The following is a 17,935-nucleotide window of genomic DNA, read 5'->3' as shown; positions in this document are numbered from 1 at the left end:
GTTGGCTCAGCGCCTAACCCACATGACCGGCCGCACCCCCAGTACCGTGTCCACCTTGCGATAATACACCTGGTAATCGGAAGAAACGACTCGCGATTTGTCGGTGCTGCTGTAATAAGGGGTGGAGAGCCAATAATCATGGGGTAATACAGAAGCGGTCTTAGACAGGTTAAAAAGATGCTGCACATCATCTATTGACGGCAAAGTTAAATAAGCTGAGTATTTTTGCCGAAATGCCCGATCACTGTCTTGGGCTGCATATTTTATGGATGAAAACCAGTAATGGGGCCGGTCCCCCGCATCTGCCTGCTGCGAATTGCCTTCGTTACTTATCGCGTAATATTCTGCATTTCGAATGCGGCTCCGCTCGTCTTGCGTAAACCATTGATCCATATCATGGGTGTTCAAACGTTCATGAATGCTTGCTTTCGTATAATCGCTAGAGACTTCATCATACGCGCTGCGATATAAAGCATCTTTAGCGATCACCTTTACCCAATCCTTATCCTGCTCCAAAACATACCACTGAATGGGTTTGCCATCTATATGGCCAAGCGTTAGCGTTTCCGGTCTGCTCGGATAGAAGGCAATCACCATTAAAAAAGCAGCGGTGACCATGCCTACACGTCTAAATATACGACTCCTAAAATCAAGGTTGTCCAGCAGCAAAACGATGATCAGGATATCCAAATGCACATTGAATAAGAACATATGCTTCTGCAAATCGGCGTTACCGTTGCTTAGGATGGGGACAATGAATTGCCCCGCTGCTGCACCCATTAGTACCAACCGCAGCAAGATGCTGTATAAGCTGGCTTTTCTCCTGAATAAGGCAATCACATTTGCTATAGACAGGACCAGGATCAGACATAGAACTAGAGAGGCAAAGCCTGAGAAGCTCTTCCTGAGGCTCTCCCAAATATTCATTCGATGATCGATTAGCAGATCCGCCTGCTGGGAAGATGAATGAATGTTGGCTAAATAAGTGGGCCTAAGGGGCAAAGCCGCCTCGGCGCTTATATCCAGTTTCTTCGCGAAAAAGGCAGGGTGCGTTAAGTAATATTTCAAATTTCCGATTTGGCTTGTGCGATCATAAAACTCAGTTTGAAAATCGATATTCTTTCTATCCGAACTTAAGGATTGCCAATTGTAAGCGTTCATAGATTCGAACCTGGACAGCTCCGGAGATAAACCCAAATCTTGAGCGGCTTTCTCAGGCGATGGATTATCGTATAGAACACCGAAAAAAACAGATTGAAAGGTGGTATTACTCTTCATCCATTCCGGGATTAACTTCACGTAGCCGTAGGATCCAATAAGCATAACAACAACTAGACTGCAGATTGTGATTCTCTTCTTCATGCCTTCATTTTTGATCGCGTAGTATACCAGGGGAACACACAACAGCAAAGTTGAAGGAAAGTTGGCTGATTTGGATCCGGAAAAAATAAAAAGAGACAGGATCAAGCCGATATAGACCCAGTAGCTGTTCTTATTTTTTTCAAGATACAGCAGTAGGACAAAGGATAAAATCAAGAAAATAAGCGTCGTTGATTCCCCATAAAAAGAGTTGAAATAAACCAGGTAGCCGCAATCTAAAAAGATCAAAGCAAAAACAGCTTTAACCGCAATATCAGCATATTTATTGTCTTTCCACCTTTTCTTGAAAAACAAGAATAAGGCAAAGGCGTAAATGAGGATATACTGTACGGTTTGAAAAAATAGGTGAAACAAGTTGGGGGCATGATGTAAAAGATTGCCCACTAAGGCGTTAAAGAATAGCGCTATCTTCGTAAATATGAATTGCGTTGAGTAATATTCCGAAGGGTTGTCTCTAACAGGCAGAAATATATTTTTGAAATACTGAGTAACACTAGCGGGGTCGGATAATTTGTACAAATAGTCAGCACTCCAATACTTGATCCCACTGCTGGATGACAGCCCAAACGCGTTCATTGTCCGGTTGAAGTCGGAATTATCGGCAAGCCCGATGGTCACGGGTACATAAATCAATATGGAAATGACGATCACAATGGAAATATAGAGAAGCAAGTTGCGAGTGACGTTGGATTTAAGCAAAAAAATCGCTCCTTAATGGCTTTAAAGTGAAAGGTGTTATTCATAAACTGTCGAGCGAATTGTTGAATACACTTTTCGGTCGTCAAACAAAAAGAAACCGCTCTTTGGTGAAATGGAAGTACCACCAACCATTACCCAAAAGGAGGGGTTTCTTTGTACATTCAATATACCATGGATCAACTCTGTTTACCAAATTACTCGGCCTAGGGTGAATGAGCATTCATCAAGCGATTATTGGCGTGCATATGTCCCATTCGCACAAGCAGGGAGCCCGCCCCCGGCGTAAACTGAATTATAATCAGTGAGCGAGGTGAACTTCCATGGCACAATCGAAAGAGATGCGTGCACGGGCTAAGAAGCTTCAGGGCCGTCCAGTCTGTGTCACCCTGCACAGCGGAGAGACTTACGTCGGTTACATCACCGACGTTAATCGCGGCGAGTTGGTACTTGCCAGCGCAGGAGTCCCCCCACGCGCTTCTTCCGGGAAGCAAGATTCCCGATCTCTCAAACGCAGAGCTGGTGCGCATGATCCGGGCGCCCGTCTTGGCAACCGGAGAAGCGGTGCACGTAAACCGTCTGGCCGTCCGCGCCCCCGTAAGCCGGACGCCAAGGTATCAGCGTTACTGCCGATGATGGGATCGCTGTTCGGCGGCCTGGGTGGCGGCACGGCTGGCGCAGGGGGACTTGGCGGCATGCTCGGCGGGGGCTTGCGGCTGTTCGGCATGATCCAGAAATTTGTCCCCGTTGTGAGGATGGGCTACGGTATGATCAAGTCCATTCGCCCGTTTATCGGCGCCGTTCAGGGTTTGATGCCCCAGGCCAATCCGGCCACGCCGGATAATGAATAATCGTTTATCTATGACTTTAAGCCCCCTTTGAGTGGTCAAAGGGGGCTTATTAACAAACAATGATATATGTTTTATCAGCAAGTGGTGAACGCAGATTCTTATGCACAGAAGATAAGACTGAGACCCATTGATTTCAGCGCCGTGCTTGGGTTTAGATCCTTTGATCAATCGAATTCACTCTGGTTTTATCTTTGCCATTACTAGGCTCCGAGGAAGTTGTTAATTCCTGTGCATGAGATGGATTTTCTCCATCTTGCACTATAGTCTTGCTCGAAGGCTCTTGTTCGGTGATATCGATACCCTCGTTCTCGACTTGGTGTTGTTGGAGGCTCTCTTTGTTGTCTTTCTTGATAGCCTGAGAGATCTCGCTAGTTGCATCATTTGTTATTTCCATCATTTTGCCGTTCAACCCATCAGCTTTGCTTTTAAGTGCCTTAGAGCGAGCGGGGTCGCTATTCTCCAAGGCTTTAGATTCACTATTTAATGTAATTTGCGCCATCTTCACTTTGCTGATTTGGTTCATTTTGTTGCTTGCCGATACCAATGCCCCCATTGTGTTGGATGCAAGGGGATCCTCTACTTGTCCGGAATCTATTGAACCGCGCTCCAGGACTTCCTTTTCATCGTTCTCTTCTTTTTGATTTTCTTTATCCATCCCTGTTGCTTTTTGTTGCTCTTCAAGCTTGATCTTTCGGATTTGAGTCTCGACCTCTTCGATTTGTGCATCAAAATCCGCCAGCTCCAATTTCATGACTTCCGTGCTAACCCCTTTTTCCATGGCATTTGACATGTACTGACTTCTGCGCTCTGTGATTTGTTGGATTTGCTCCATTAATTGTTCAGTAGCAGATTTTTTACCAACATTTTGACTCCATAGGTTATTCGCTCGCTGGCTTATCGATAGCTTGTCCTGCTTCATCACTTTTTGCGCATCGCCAGTTTGAAGCGAGACTCCCGTCGATACTTGGACTTTTAAATTTCGTGAAATCTGCTCGTTGCCTGAATGAATCGAAATTCTCATGACAAATTCTCCTCACACCTATAATTTTGTAAGGGCATCATGCTGGAATCTTCATAGAGGTATCATTTTACATAAAGGGCTATAGTTATAGTCCAATAAGGTAAAAACCCTTATTTGTATATATCGGAAAAATAAACCACCCACGTTATATCAGTTATCTTAAATAGGCCAGGTATTCTTCTCGTTGATATGATCTTGACAACGCTGCATTCTCCCATTAATGTGAAAATAAATTAAAGGCAATGTAACCGAAAGGTTCAACCTCGCTGCAGCTGGGGTTGGGCTTTTTTTTATGATCTAATGGAGGGGATTTACGATGGCCACGAAGGAACAGCTTCTTAGAAGGCTTGATGAAATTGGAGGTTCACTGGAGCGGAGAGGTGAGGCGCTGCTGCTGTTGGGTGTCGGATCGGTAGGAGTAGAAACAGCGCGAATTGATGAATATTCGGACTTGGACTTTTTTGTAATTGTGAAGCCGGGATATAAACAAGCGTATATTGAGCAGCTGGATTGGCTGGAGGAAGTATACCCGCTATCATATACCTTCCGAAATACGGTGGATGGATACAAGATCCTGTTCGAGGACGGGATCTATGGGGAATATGCGGTGTTTGAGGAGGAGGAAATGGAGCATGTCGCATATTCGGAGGGAAGAATCGTTTGGAGGAATCCGTCTTATGCGAATCCGGAGATCACAGAGATCGCTAAGGGCGGAAGGAGAACGGAGACGCAGCGCAGAGAGGGACTGGATTTCCCGCTGAATGAGGCTTTGACCAACTTATATGTAGGACTATGCCGCTATGCCCGGGGGGAGAAGCTCTCTGCGGCGAGGTTCGTCCAGAGCTATGCCGTGGACAATATCCTCTCAGCTTTGCATTTACTTGAGAAGGAGGAGGCGTACTTCCCGGATGTGTTTGGAGAGGAGCGGCGGCTGGAGAAGAGGTATCCTTCCTTTGCAGAACGGGTGGGCGATATGATACTGGGATACGAGCGGACCCCGGAGTCGGCGCTGCATATTCTTCGTTACCTGGAAGAGGTATATCCCGTCAATGCCAGAATGAGTAAGGAGATTAGACGGTTGGCAGAAGGCTTGTAATATGAGTAGTTTGTTTTTAATTATCTTTTCCTTTTACTTCTGCGGGAAGACTCCCTAAACTTGAAGTACAGGCACAGTTCTAGACTTCAAGGATAATAAGGGGGGTTGCCCTAATGGTTGATGTTTTTGCTGTAGCTGACATTATTGTAAAACACATTAGAACCCACTACCCTCAAGATGTCGCTATTGTCGGATATTACGGATCCTATTTGCAGGGGCGAGCGACGGAACGCTCGGATTTGGACTTCTTCTTCATTCCGGCCACGGCTAGAGGAAGACAAGTGGAGTGCCAGTTTATTATCGATGGCATCAGTTTTGATTTCTGGCCGATTGGGTGGGAGCGTGCTGAGGGAATGGCAGCATCTGAGGAGTGGAATACGACGATCATAGCAGACTGTGAGCTGTTATATGTTCGGTCGGAAGATGATCTTGCGAGGTTCATGGGGCTTCGGGAGACCATTTCCAACATGGGCAGCGAGTCGAGAGCGCCTGATTTGATCGGCAAAGCCGAATCAGTACTGAAGGATTGCCTTGCCGGCATGGCTAAAATGCGGCTTGCTGAAAGCTCCAAGGAGCTATCCTATTGTCGAACCCAGGCTTATGAGATTGTGACAGACATCTTCAAGTCTCTTGGGTTCTTGAACCAAACCTACTATAAGCGCATGTGGGGCCACTATCGTGAGCAAGTCAGAAATCTCCCCATCAAGCCGGACCAACTGGATCATTATCTTGATACCATTATGTTCAGCGTTACTCCGAGTGAAATCATGTCAGCATGCGAGAAACTGATTGCAGATACACTTGGCCTTATATCAGAGCGACAAAGCAGTCAAGTGGAAACTCGCTCTTATAAAAGGTGGATGAAGGGGTACTTTGAAGAGGAATTGGGGATGATGAACAAACTTCTAACCGCGTGCGAGAAAGGTCATTACGAAACAGCGTTTTTCGTTGCTATTCGCTTACAAGACGGGATAGCCCGAACTCTGTATGCGGCGGAAAAAGGGCGCTGGCCGGGGATTGCTGACTTAGGCGAGCATCGAGAACTTTATGTTCGTTACGGATATCCGGATCTTGTCGCGCTGCTGGATCAGACAGACTTTGAACCGTTGCGGTTAGCCGTTCTGCAGCTTATAGAAAAGTTGGAGAATCACCTGAAAGCAGAAGGTGTGCCTCTGAACCGGTTTGGCTCTGTTGCCGAATTTGAGTCATTTTACATCAGCAGGGCTTAATGAAGCTATGCTCATCTATTGAAAGCAGGTGCCGCAGTGTACCCTTTCAGCTTGTTTTAGTCCTCGGAATAATAGGGAAATCCCCCCTAAATGAGAGCGCTAATCTTGTTTGCCATGCAATTTTAATATTGTGTGGCTTTTTTTGCACGTGTTATGATGAGTCAAATCTAGTTGAAGGATCAACGGCTTTTTCCCGTTATTATTTAGGCCGCTAGCAAGTCTACTAGATCTACAAATAATTAGGGGGAAGAAATCGTGAATTATCATTTTGCAGACAGAACTAGAAATTTTACATCTTCAGCCGTTCGAGATATTTTAGCTGTGACTCAGCAAGGAAATGTCATTTCTTTTGCCGGCGGGCTTCCTTCTGAGGAATTCTTTCCTGTAGAACAAGTTCGGTTAGCTTATGAGAAGGTCTTTGCATCGGGTACGGGTGCATTGCAATATGGGGTTACGGAGGGTTTTCTGCCCCTGCGTGGCTTGCTCCAAGAAAGAATGAAGACGAAGGGGATTCACTCTGATCCGGAAGCCATCATGATGACGACAGGATCGCAGCAGGCGATCGACCTTTTTAGTAAAATCATGCTTTCACCTAATGATATCGTGCTGACTGAAGACCCTACTTATCTAGCAGCCTTGCAGGTATTTAAAGCCTATGAAGGACAGGTATACTCTGTTCAAGGGGACGAATACGGCATGGATCCGCAGGATTTAGAACATAAAATTCAGACGTTGAAGCCCAAATTCATCTATGTGGTTCCTACTTTTTCGAATCCTGAAGGTAAGGTGTGGAGTCTGGAGCGCAGAACAGCCTTAGTTGAATTGGCCAAAAAATATAACGTTCTGGTTTTTGAGGATGACCCGTATGGTGAAATTCAGTTCGACGAGGGGGAAACCTACCCATCCCTTGCCAGCTTGGATCAGGAACGAACTCATGTATTGTACACAAGTACATTTTCTAAAACCGTGGTTCCCGCTCTTCGCTGTGGTTGGATCACAGGGCCTAAAGAGGTTATCGGCATGATGGCGCAGGCCAAGCAATCATCTGATCTTCATTCAAGTTCTATAGATCAGCAAGCTCTATATTTTCTGATGCGTGATTTCGATCTAAACAGCCATATTGCCCTTCTTCGCCGGGAATATTATCAGCGCATGATTGTGATGCGCGATTATTTAAATAATCTAGAAGGGTTTAGCTTTACAGAACCAAAGGGGGGAATGTTCTTCTGGGTCAAGGCGGATAAACAACTAGACATGACAGGGTTGCTTCCTGAAGCCGTGAGACATGGTGTGGCTTATGTTCCAGGAGCACCTTTTTATGTTGCAAACCCTCAAGAAAATACGTTCCGTCTGAACTTTACTCATTCTACACCTGATAAATTAAAGCTCGGAATGATGCGTCTGTCTGAGGTTTTAGGCAATGTAGGAAAATAGAATTATTTCCTGAGGTGAACCGTAAAGGCGCTCTTGCTTAGGAAAAAAACAAAAGAGGCTGTTCCAAAGTCGTCACAGATGACCTTAGGAACGGCCTCTTTTTCATTTAAATTCACAGTCTCTACATTCCTATCTGTTGCAAAATAGAATGAGCAGCCCCACGGCCCTTACACTCTCGTTGTGGTATTCACAATATAGACACATCTAATCTTCTCAAAATTGAGCTTTGCCCAGTTATACCAAGTGGAAGGAGAAGAACCCTTGGACGATGCCGAACTGCTCAAACGGATTCATGACGGGGACTTGGAAGCACTGAACCAATTGATCGAACGCCATTATGACAGCATCAGTCGGTACTGCTATTGGAAAACCGCTAATGCGGCATTGGCGCAGGATCTCACTCAGGAAACATTCTATCGTTTCTTTCGTTCCCTGGATCGCTACATCCATACCGGCAAATGCCGGGCCTATCTGTATACGATTGCCCGCAGGCTCGTGAGCGATGCCCGCAAGGGACTGCCCCAGATCGCGCTGGACCAAATCGCCGAGACGGCTCTCGGAACAGCGCCTTCAGCCGAGGAAACGGCAGAACGGGATTGGCAGAGCCGTGAGCTCGTGCGGTGGCTGACCCATCTACCGGACGAGCTGCAGGAAGCGGTCATCCTGCGCTATAGCTACGGGCTGCGCTTCCGAGAAATTGCCGACATTACGGGCGTAACCCTCTACACCGCGCAATACCGAGTGAAGCGTGGACTGGCCGCCCTGAAGAAGATCATGCACAAGGAGGAAGAATCCTAAGATGAAGCATCGGAAAAGCCATCTGCCCGCCAGCCTCCCGCTCCCTCCTGTTCCCGGCCATGACCCGGAACGGATCGCGGAAACCATTAAACGTTCCCGTCTGATCCTGGAAGAGAGCATACAGCGAGACGAAGGGCGACGCATCTCGTTTAAGCAATTTTACATTCGTCAGCTGCGCTTTATCGGAATGCGAGTGTGGCTCCTCCATGTGGCGGTCCTCGTGATTACTGCTGTACTGATTCACCAGATTCCCGGAGCTTCATCCGGCGGTCGCTTGCAGCTGCTTGCTTTGTTCTCCACTGCCGCACCGCTGCTCGTGCTCATTGGAATCCAAGCTCTTACTCGCTCTATCGGCAGTCGAATGCTGGAGCTTGAGATGAGTACCCTGTACTCCCTGGAACGATTGTTCTTAGTCCGCCTGAGTCTGCTTGCGCTTATCGACATCGCAGGACTTGGCATTCTCGCCGGGATGTTCAGCCTTGAGTGGGGGCAGGAGCTGGGCCGCATGCTGCTCTACCTGTTTACCCCGTTTACGGTGGCCTGCGTCGGCTGTCTATGGCTGCTCAATTGTTCTCGTATCCGGGATAAAGGCTTCGCCTGTACCGCGTATATCCTGCTCCTCCTGGCTTTGCAAATCGCCTGCACCTTACGGACTGAGAACCAGACTGGGCTGAACGCTCTGGTCTATGAAAGCTCCTCCACCGGTCTATGGGTGGGCGTGCTGCTACTATCCTTGCTCGCGTTGATTCGCGAGCTGCACAAGCTGCTGAATACCTGCCGTCGAATGGAATTCGTTAGCTCGTTGTAGCCCGCTTATACAAAGGAGGCTTTATCCGTTGGAACTCACACTTGAAGATATCAGCAAACGATTTACCGGCTTCACTGCCGTTGACGGCGTATCCGCCCGAATGCACACAGGAGTCTATGGCCTGCTCGGCGCTAATGGAGCGGGGAAGACCACGCTCATGCGCATGATATGCGGCATTCTGAATCCGACGTCCGGACGGGTAAGCCTGGACGGACAGGACATTGCCGCGCTTGGTGAACGATACCGGAACCTGCTCGGGTATCTGCCTCAAGATTTCGGGTATTATCCCAATTTCTCTGCCGAGGAATTCCTGCTATATGTCGCAGCCCTCAAGGGACTGTCAAACACCGCAGCCAAACGCAAGAGCCGGGAGCTACTGGAACAGGTAGCCTTGACGGAGTCGGCCCGCAAGAAAATCCGCACCTTCTCCGGCGGCATGAAACAGCGCCTCGGCATCGCCCAGGCGCTGCTGAATGATCCCCGCATCCTCGTGCTGGACGAACCGACAGCCGGACTTGATCCGAAGGAACGGGTTCGCTTCCGCAACATGATCGCCAATCTGGCGAAGGATAAGATTATTCTTCTCTCCACGCATATCGTACCCGATGTCGAATCCATCGCCGATCAGATCCTCATCATGAAGAAAGGCCGCTTCCTCATGAGCGGTACCGCACAGGAATTAACCTCCTCAATGGTAGGTTGCGTCTGGAACTACCGACTTACACCAGACGAAGTGGAGCGGGTAGGAGGCGACGTTGTGATCAGTAATCTGAAGCATGACGGCCCCTATGTCGAACTGCGTGTTATCTCGGCTTCGCAGCCTGCGGCAGATGCAACGCCTGCCGTCCCTACCCTGGAAGATCTGTACTTGTATCATTTCAGCGACTCTGCCGTTCCATCTCTTGGACAGAGGGAGGCTCACTTATGAGTGCTTTAACCCAATTTGAACTCCGCAAGCTAATGCGACGCAAATCTGCCTTGTTTGGCTTGCTCGCGATGCTATTGTTCGCTCTGTACGGCTCCGTGGTTGAAGCCCTTCAGGATGGACCTTCATACGATAATCATGGGGAAGTGAATGGAATGGCAGTCATTCCCCTGGAGAAGAAGCATGTCCAAGCTTTCGCAGGCCCGCTTACGCCGAAGGTATTTGAAAATGCGCTCCAGGGCTTTCGTGCCATTCGTGATGATCCCGCCAATCTGGGTGTCTATCGTCCCGATATCGGGGGAAGGGTACTTACAGATGAAGCATTCTATAAGGTTTATCCGTACGATTTCATACTCGACTTCATTCGCGAAGTATATTCCCCCTTTGGTCAACATAATTACTACATCGTCGACAACCTATCGCCAGAAAGTCTAAATCACTTCTATGAAAAGCGGATGGAGCGGGTTCGTGCTTATCTCAGCAAGGATTATGCCTACGGCAATTATTCCGCAGCAGACAAAGTGTACTATGAGAACATGAATGCGAAGATAAGCACCCCCTTCCGGGTAGACTACACCGGGGGTTGGCAGACTCTTTTTAGAAATTCTTCCTTCATCTTCATGATCGCCACGTTCGTGATCTGCGTCTGCACCGCTCCTGTATTTGCCTCCGAATACCAGACCGGCGTAGCAGCCATCGTGCTCTCGACGCGCCACGGACGAGGCAAAGCTATTTACGCCAAGCTGAAGGCGGCTTTTACCTTTGCAACCGGGATGTTTCTGTTCGGCTGGCTTGCCTTTACCGCGTCCGTATTTGCCGTATACGGAGTTTCGGGTTGGAATGCCTCTCTGCAAACGGTAGGCCGAAGTTACCTACTCTCGCCATTTCCGCTTACCGCCCTGGAGACTTATCTGTGGTTGTCTCTACTCGGCTATCTGGGCAGTCTTATGATGACCGGATTGACGCTGCTGTTCTCCTCTCGGATGAAGTCGCCCTTTTCGGTTATTGTCTGCACGGTTGTTCTCTTGTTCGGACCGATGTTCATCTCCGAAAGCAAGACGAGTCGGCTCTTCAATCATCTGCTCGCTCTCCTTCCTGGTAAACAAGTGAGAAACATCGATGCCTTTCGGGGTTATGAGCTTTACCATCTCTTCGGCTGGCGAGTTCCGCAGCCGTACATGATCGGAGCCGTCGCTGTCTTGGTTGCGCTCCTCGTTGTCCCGTTTGCGTACCGGGGCTTTCGCAAGTATCAGGTTGTTTAATAGGCAAAGCAATTCACTTGTGATCCATAGCATTCCTTATCCATCCACCTCAGCTCTTGGTGAAATTACTTCTATCCCTGGAGGTTCAGTTGAAAGGAGATTCGTGTCATTGAAATCCCACTAGTTATAGCTATTGGCTATATCCAGCTATAACTCATTCATAGAACGTTATAGCAAGTAGGATGTGCTATAGTGTTTTTAAAATGAATTTCCGAGGAGATTACCGAATGAGCACACAAGCCGAACCTAAACATCGCACCGTTACTCCGTTTCGATATGATATCGTTGGCAGCTTTTTGCGTCCTCGCGAGCTGAAAGAGGCTAGATTGAAATTCCAGAATGGCGAAATTACCGCCGAACAATTGAAAGAAGTAGAGAACGCAGAAATCGTTAAGCTTGTCCAGAAGCAAAAAGAGGTTGGCCTTCAAGCTGTAACGGACGGCGAATTCCGCCGCTCCTGGTGGCACCTCGACTTTTTCTGGGGACTGGATGGGGTGAAGCGGACCATCATTGATCAAGGCTACCGGTTCAACGGCGCGGAGTCGAGACCTGAGACAGCCCGCCTGACTGGCAAAATCGGCTACAGCAGCCATCCGTTCGTATCGCATTATACCTTTTTAAAAGGAGCTGCAGGCGAGGGCGTTGTTGCACGCCAGTCAATTCCTGCGGCGGCACAGTTCCTCTTTGAACTGGACCGGGCCGAGAACCAGGATAGCACAAAGGCGATCTACCCGGATCGGGAAGAGCTTCTGTCGGATATCGTCAAAGCGTACAAAGCCGTAATTCTTGCCCTCTATGATGCAGGCTGCCGCAGCCTCCAAATTGATGATTGCACATGGGGAGCGCTGTGCGACGAGCAGTTCATGGCTATTATGGAGAAGGCCGGTGTAAGTGTAGCCGAATACGCGAAGGAGTTCGCGAAGCTGAATGAGGCGGTTGTATCCGGATTGCCGGACGATCTTGTTGTCACGACACATGTATGCCGAGGCAACTATGTTTCCACTTATGCAGGGGTAGGCGGAGGCTATGAGCCGATCGCACAGACGCTTCTGAGCATCGATAACTACTCCGGCTTCTATCTGGAGTTTGATACCGAACGGGCCGGCGATTTCAAGCCGCTCCGCTTCCTGAAGGACAATCAGCAGGTTGTGCTCGGTCTGTTCTCTTCCAAATTTGGCGAATTGGAGAACAAGGAAGATATTCTGAAGCGCATCGAGGAAGCGAAGCAATACGTTGATCTGAACCGGATTTGCCTGAGCCCGCAGTGCGGTTTTGCTTCCACGGAAGAAGGCAACCACCTGACTGAGGAGCAGCAATGGCGCAAAATTGCTTTTATTAAGGAAATTGCTGAAGAGATCTGGAAATAATCCATAGCCTTAAGGCAAGACGAGGCGAGGCAATAATAGAGCCAGCCGATAGATAAGCCGTACGGATGATCATCCGTACGGCTTTAGGTTTGTTAGCGGCTTTAGCCAATTGCCCGCAAAGCGGTTGCCTTGATCGTATAACAAAGTGTCACAGCGGATGTTAGGAGGTCTTGAAATAGCAGCCAGCTGCACCTGCCTCTATCCCCCTCAGCCGGGAGGCCGCTGCCTCTTAACCTGCTTCAACGCGGCAACGATTAGAAAGCTAACGATGACAAGCAGAAGCCAGGAGCCGACCTTACTGAAATGGACAAAATGCCAAGTTTCAGATTGATCCGGGTACTCCCATGCGTTGAAGAAGGTAGCGACATTCTCCGCAATCCAGATGAAGAAGCCGATCAGCACGAAGGAGAGGGCAAGCGGCATCTTGTAGCAGCGCTGGCCCACCTCATAGGTGACCCATGTTCGCCAGAATACGATCACCACCAGGGCGGACAGCCACCAGCGGATGTCGATCCAGTAATGGTGGGTGAAGAAATTCAGGTAGATGGAAGCCGCCAGCGGGACAACGAGCCAGATCGGAGGCATGTGAACAAGATCTACCTTGAGACGCCGCCAGGCCTGGCACAAGTAACTGGCCACACTGGCATACATGAATCCGCTGTAGAGAGGGACTCCGTTAATCTTGGTCCAGCCCTCCTCCGGGTAAGACCAAGATCCCATGTGAACCTTGAACATTTCCAGGGCCAAGCCGATGAGGTGAAAGACGGTGATCACCTTCAGTTCGTCACGAGTCTCAAGCCCGGAGCGCAGCATACCTACCTGCATGGCCAGACAGATGATTAGCAGCCAGTCATAACGGTGCAGCCATGGAAGGGGGATCAGCTTGGTCAGCGCCAGTGAGGCAAAGATCACTACGGGAAATACGCAGGACAGCGCCTGCTGCCAGCCGAAGCGAACCAGCTGCTGCAGGGCGTGCCAGAGTTTTCTTTTCATTAGCGCTTCCCCCTTTACCTATAAGCAGAACAACACCCTTTAGGAAAAGGGTTCCCACCATGATGAGCCTAAATTTAAACTATAATTTATTGTTTTGCAATAAATAATTATTAATAAATATGATTTAATTATTGTTTTATAATTGTTTAATAATCATGTTCTTGGTCCGAACACCAACGGTATTCCCCATACGGCAAGATATTTATTCGGGATGGGCATAATGGAGTCATTGCGTCTTACAAGAAAGGAGCTGCTGACACCATAATGGATCATTCCTTCGTTATTTTGCCAGAAGAACAAACCCCTAAGGGTATTCAGCACTGTGAGCTTTGCGAACTATCCAGGCAGAGACACCGCGTCATCTGGGGTGAGGGGAACCCGAATGCCCCGCTGATGCTAATTCTGGATAATCCGGGGGCACGAGAGGACCGGGAGGGGAACTCATTTCTGTGCGGTACCCGGGAAACCCTCCAGCTGGGTTTGAGGGAAGCGGGGATAGAGATAGACTCGGTTTATGTCACCTACTTGCTCAAATGCCGTCCGGTGCGTGCATACGATAAGCCCACAGCAAGAGCCGCATGTTTTCCCCATCTGCAGCTGCAGCTTGGTGAGAAGCAGCCGCTTGTACTATTTGGATTTGGTAATGTTGTGGCAGAGGCCCTATTCCCGCAGCAGGAGAATATCAGTGTTAAGGAATTGCGGGGCAGCTGGCAGGAGTTCAGGGGCATGCCTATCGGCTTTACCTATCATCCGCTTGCTGTAAGAAGGCGGCCCAACTTACTTAGGTTTTTCATAGACGATTTGGCAGCTTTGAAGGAAAAGTGGAGGGAAAGAGCAGCGGATAAAAGCAGCTCAAACAACCATGGATGACCTGGGGGTCCTCAATGATTGTTTTTTAATATATCCCTGCAATTGTCAAGTCACATCAGAGCTACTGTACCTCGATCTCTTTCACCGTCTCCCCTTCGATTAACACGGGCTGATAATAGGTATCGTTCGGCAAGTCCTTCTTACCTTGCAGTTTCTTGATCACCCAATCCGCGGCATCCCGCCCCATTTGCTCTTGGGGATGCGTCAGGGTTGTCAGCTTGATATTGGCATTCTTGGCTATATAAGAATTGTCCTGACCAATGATGGATAACTCGTCCGGAACAGATATGCCAAGCTGCCGGCATACATTTACGACTTCTAGGCCTACCTCGTCGTTGTAGCAGACAATGGCCGTTAAATCGTCTCTATTGTCACTTAAGAACTCTCTCAAGCTGTCAGACAGGTCCGGCTTTGTCTCGGTATCGTAGGAGAGCACTTGGTCCGGGTGAAAGCGTAACTTGGCTTCACCGAGAGCCTTGATATATCCCTTCATCCGATATTTCCCCTGTAAATCGTCCATTTTGGAGATAATTCCGATTTGAGTATGCCCTTTGGAGATCAGCTCTTTGGTGGCAAGATAGCTGGACTGCACGTCATCCAGACAGAAAAAAGGAACCTCTAATTCCTCATAATAGGCATTGATCATAATGATTGGGACGTCCTGCTCCTTGAACGACAGGTAGTAGGCGATATTCGGATTGTACAGATTGCTCTTCGTGGGTTCAATAATCAAACCGTCCACCCCGAAGGACAGCATCATCTCTAGCGCTTTCTTCTCTTGGGCGACATCATTATTCGTACTGGCTAACAGCAGCGAGTAGTTATCTTCGTTCAGTCTGCCTTCAATGCCGCGGATGATCGAGGGGAAGATGTAATCAGAGATGTAGGTGGTGATCACACCGATGGTTCGCTTGGAGTTTGTGCCGGATCTTGACCGATATTGGCTGCTGACATAAGTGCCAGATCCCTTCTCGCTTCTTAAGAAACCCTCGTTCGATAGCTCCAGTATGGCCTTCCGCACCGTTTGGCGGCTAACTTTGTATTTGTCCTGCAAAGCGGACTCTGTAGGGATTTGTTCTCCTACACTGTAACCTCCTGAGAGAATATTGCTTTTTATATCATCAATAATGACCTGATACTTTGGCCTCAATTAACCCACTTCTTTCATAGTTGTTCGCATACCAATTTATTTTTCTGACATTTTTGTGTGTACATATTTTAGCATGATTCTAAATGAATGAAAATGTTCTATCCTTTTTAAGTACAACTTGTATAGATTATTGTAATTATAATTAAATGTCATGTCATATAGATAGAATGAACTAAAGAGATGAACGTTATAGGACCGTATTAGGTCGTGATAACAGAAAATTCAATGTAAAACTTTAGTTCAATCTATATAAATACCATAGTAAAGGCACTAAGGGGAGAATACTAGAGGGATTTTTGCAACATTTGTATGTATAAATAATAAAATTATTGACAAGTGTACGTACAAAAAATATACTAAGGCTGTCAGCGAAGGAAAGCGCCTTCTTTGGATTTTAAATTATGAAAACCGCTATCAGAGAGGGGACATACGTGATCATGAATCATGTAGACATGAAGCAGGCGATTACTGCGGGGAAGACTTCCCTGGGTATCGAATTCGGATCGACACGGATCAAAGCGGTGTTGATTGATGAGCGATTTGAAACGATCGCATCTGGAAGTTATGAATGGGAAAACCTCTTGAAAGACGGATATTGGACGTACAACTTGACAGATATCATCACCGGTATGCAGGAAGCTTATCGTGAAATGAAGCAAGAGGTTGAGCGCAAGTATGAGGTCACCCTCGACACGATCGGTTCCATAGGCTTCTCTGCAATGATGCACGGATATATGGCTTTTGACAGCACAGGCGAGCTGCTGGTTCCATTTCGGACTTGGCGCAATGCGACAACCGGGGCTGCAGCAAGAGAATTAACGGATAAGTTCCAATTCAACATCCCTGAACGCTGGAGCATCGCGCATCTCTATCAAGCGATATTGAACGAAGAAGAGCATGTGCCCCGTGTTGATTTTATAACTACTTTATCCGGATTTATTCACTGGCTATTGACGGGTAATAAAGCGCTGGGCATTGGGGATGCATCGGGCATGTTCCCTATTGATGAGGCTACCCACGATTATCATGAATCGATGATCAAGCAGTTTGATGAGCTCGTTGCGGCCAAGGGCTACCCTTGGAAGCTTAAGAGTATCCTTCCCAAAGTCTATAACGCAGGCGACCAAGCAGGGGTATTAACCGAGGCTGGAGCCAAAATGCTGGATATATCACAGACCCTGCAGCCAGGCATTCCGCTTTGCCCTCCGGAGGGTGATGCCGGAACAGGAATGGTTGCTACGAATAGCGTTAGGAAACGCACAGGGAACGTCTCTGTAGGGACTTCCGTTTTTGCCATGATCGTACTAGAGAAAGAGCTCACTAATGTCTATCCGGAGATTGATCTGGTTACGACGCCAAACGGTAGTCCGGTCGGGATGGTTCATGCCAACAATTGTTCAAGTGATATCAATGCTTGGCTCGGCTTGTTCCGGGAGTTCTCCGAAGCCATGGGGCAGAAGGTGGACACCCAACAATTATTCAGTGTGATGTTCAACAAGGCCTTGGAAGCGGACCCGGATGGCGGCGGATTGCTCAGCTATGGTTATTTCTCAGGCGAGAATATTACGGGAATTGAGAAAGGCCGGCCGCTGTTTGTCCGCTCCCCTGAGAGCAATTTCAATTTAGCGAATTTCATGCGGACGCATCTGTTCACCGCCTTTGGAGCGCTCAAGATCGGGATGGACATTTTGACGAAGAATGAACATGTCGCTATTGATGGCATCCTGGCTCACGGCGGCTTATTTAAGACCCCAGTAGTCGGACAGAAGATTGTTGCAGCGGCTATGAACGTTCCGGTTTCCGTCATGGCAACAGCCGGGGAAGGCGGAGCATGGGGCATGGCGATTCTAGCTTCTTATATGATCAACAAAGATCAACAAGAAGCGTTGGAAGACTTCCTGGATCACAAGGTCTTTAAGGATGCTGAGGGACAGGAAGTTCAGCCAGATCAATCTGATGTGCAAGGATTCGAAGTGTTCATCGAGCGGTATAAGAAGGGCTTAGCCATTGAGCAGGCTGCTGTAGACCACTTAGTGGAGAAATGGAGGGACTGAC

At 48.2% G+C, this 17,935-nt stretch carries 15 protein-coding genes; 11 read left to right on the top strand and 4 right to left on the bottom strand.

What is annotated here, in order from left to right:
* Nucleotides 1-6: 6 nt before the first annotated feature.
* Nucleotides 7-2,079: a glycan biosynthesis hexose transferase WsfD gene (gene wsfD / locus DCC85_RS22160; protein ID WP_108467522.1), complete on the bottom strand. Its 2,073-nt coding sequence runs from the start codon at nucleotides 2,077-2,079 to the stop codon at nucleotides 7-9.
* A gap of 320 nt (nucleotides 2,080-2,399) precedes the next feature.
* On the opposite strand from wsfD, the gene DCC85_RS22155 reads away from it, so the two are divergent.
* Entirely contained in the window at nucleotides 2,400-2,927 is a 528-nt protein-coding gene (locus tag DCC85_RS22155; RefSeq protein WP_108467521.1) for a hypothetical protein, read from the top strand.
* Between the two features lie 151 nt (nucleotides 2,928-3,078).
* On the opposite strand, the gene DCC85_RS22150 is transcribed toward DCC85_RS22155, so the two are convergent.
* On the bottom strand, nucleotides 3,079-3,948 hold the full coding sequence (locus tag DCC85_RS22150; protein WP_108467520.1) for a hypothetical protein: 870 nt from the start codon (nucleotides 3,946-3,948) through the stop codon (nucleotides 3,079-3,081).
* A 316-nt stretch (nucleotides 3,949-4,264) separates the two neighbouring features.
* Here DCC85_RS22150 and DCC85_RS22145 point away from each other — a divergent pair, with 316 nt between their 5' ends.
* From DCC85_RS22145 to DCC85_RS22110, 8 genes are all read left to right on the top strand, one after another.
* Complete coding sequence (locus DCC85_RS22145; RefSeq protein WP_108467519.1) at nucleotides 4,265-5,044, top strand: hypothetical protein; 780 nt, start codon at nucleotides 4,265-4,267, stop codon at nucleotides 5,042-5,044.
* 113 nt (nucleotides 5,045-5,157) lie between these two features.
* Nucleotides 5,158-6,273 carry a hypothetical protein gene (locus DCC85_RS22140; protein WP_108467518.1) on the top strand — a complete coding sequence of 372 codons (1,116 nt, stop codon included), beginning with the start codon at nucleotides 5,158-5,160 and terminating at the stop codon, nucleotides 6,271-6,273.
* A gap of 255 nt (nucleotides 6,274-6,528) precedes the next feature.
* Nucleotides 6,529-7,707 carry an aminotransferase-like domain-containing protein gene (locus DCC85_RS22135; RefSeq protein WP_108467517.1) on the top strand — a complete coding sequence of 393 codons (1,179 nt, stop codon included), beginning with the start codon at nucleotides 6,529-6,531 and terminating at the stop codon, nucleotides 7,705-7,707.
* Between the two features lie 219 nt (nucleotides 7,708-7,926).
* Nucleotides 7,927-8,505, top strand: coding sequence for an RNA polymerase sigma factor (locus DCC85_RS22130; RefSeq protein WP_159081951.1), 579 nt, complete (start codon nucleotides 7,927-7,929; stop codon nucleotides 8,503-8,505).
* Nucleotide 8,506: 1 nt separating this feature from the next.
* Nucleotides 8,507-9,313: a hypothetical protein gene (locus DCC85_RS22125; protein WP_108467515.1), complete on the top strand. Its 807-nt coding sequence runs from the start codon at nucleotides 8,507-8,509 to the stop codon at nucleotides 9,311-9,313.
* A 28-nt stretch (nucleotides 9,314-9,341) separates the two neighbouring features.
* Nucleotides 9,342-10,241 (top strand): ABC transporter ATP-binding protein, encoded by a 900-nt coding sequence (locus DCC85_RS22120; protein WP_108467514.1) that lies wholly within the window; start codon nucleotides 9,342-9,344, stop codon nucleotides 10,239-10,241.
* Nucleotides 10,238-11,500: a hypothetical protein gene (locus DCC85_RS22115; RefSeq protein ID WP_108467513.1), complete on the top strand. Its 1,263-nt coding sequence runs from the start codon at nucleotides 10,238-10,240 to the stop codon at nucleotides 11,498-11,500. The genes DCC85_RS22120 and DCC85_RS22115 overlap by 4 nt, the downstream gene beginning before the upstream one ends.
* A gap of 227 nt (nucleotides 11,501-11,727) precedes the next feature.
* Nucleotides 11,728-12,867, top strand: coding sequence for a 5-methyltetrahydropteroyltriglutamate--homocysteine S-methyltransferase (locus DCC85_RS22110; protein ID WP_108467512.1), 1,140 nt, complete (start codon nucleotides 11,728-11,730; stop codon nucleotides 12,865-12,867).
* Nucleotides 12,868-13,074: 207 nt separating this feature from the next.
* Here DCC85_RS22110 and DCC85_RS22105 read toward each other — a convergent pair whose 3' ends face one another.
* A complete protein-coding gene (locus tag DCC85_RS22105) occupies nucleotides 13,075-13,860 on the bottom strand; it encodes a DUF817 domain-containing protein (RefSeq protein ID WP_108467511.1) in 786 nt (261 codons plus the stop codon).
* A gap of 264 nt (nucleotides 13,861-14,124) precedes the next feature.
* On the opposite strand from DCC85_RS22105, the gene DCC85_RS22100 reads away from it, so the two are divergent.
* The gene (locus DCC85_RS22100; protein ID WP_108467510.1) at nucleotides 14,125-14,730 is read left to right on the top strand and encodes a uracil-DNA glycosylase; all 606 of its coding nucleotides are present in this window, start codon (nucleotides 14,125-14,127) and stop codon (nucleotides 14,728-14,730) included.
* 61 nt (nucleotides 14,731-14,791) lie between these two features.
* Here the strand turns inward: DCC85_RS22100 and DCC85_RS22095 are convergent, their stop codons facing one another.
* A complete protein-coding gene (locus DCC85_RS22095; protein ID WP_108467509.1) occupies nucleotides 14,792-15,880 on the bottom strand; it encodes a GntR family transcriptional regulator in 1,089 nt (362 codons plus the stop codon).
* 437 nt (nucleotides 15,881-16,317) lie between these two features.
* Between DCC85_RS22095 and DCC85_RS22090 the strand changes: the two genes are divergently transcribed.
* Nucleotides 16,318-17,934 (top strand): xylulokinase, encoded by a 1,617-nt coding sequence (locus tag DCC85_RS22090; protein WP_108467508.1) that lies wholly within the window; start codon nucleotides 16,318-16,320, stop codon nucleotides 17,932-17,934.
* The last annotated feature ends 1 nt before the right edge of the window (nucleotide 17,935 follow it).

Source organism: Paenibacillus sp. CAA11 (assembly GCF_003060825.1).
Taxonomy (GTDB): domain Bacteria; phylum Bacillota; class Bacilli; order Paenibacillales; family Paenibacillaceae; genus Fontibacillus.
Note: the sequence above shows the minus strand (reverse complement) of the source record. Positions and strands in the feature narration are given on the sequence as shown.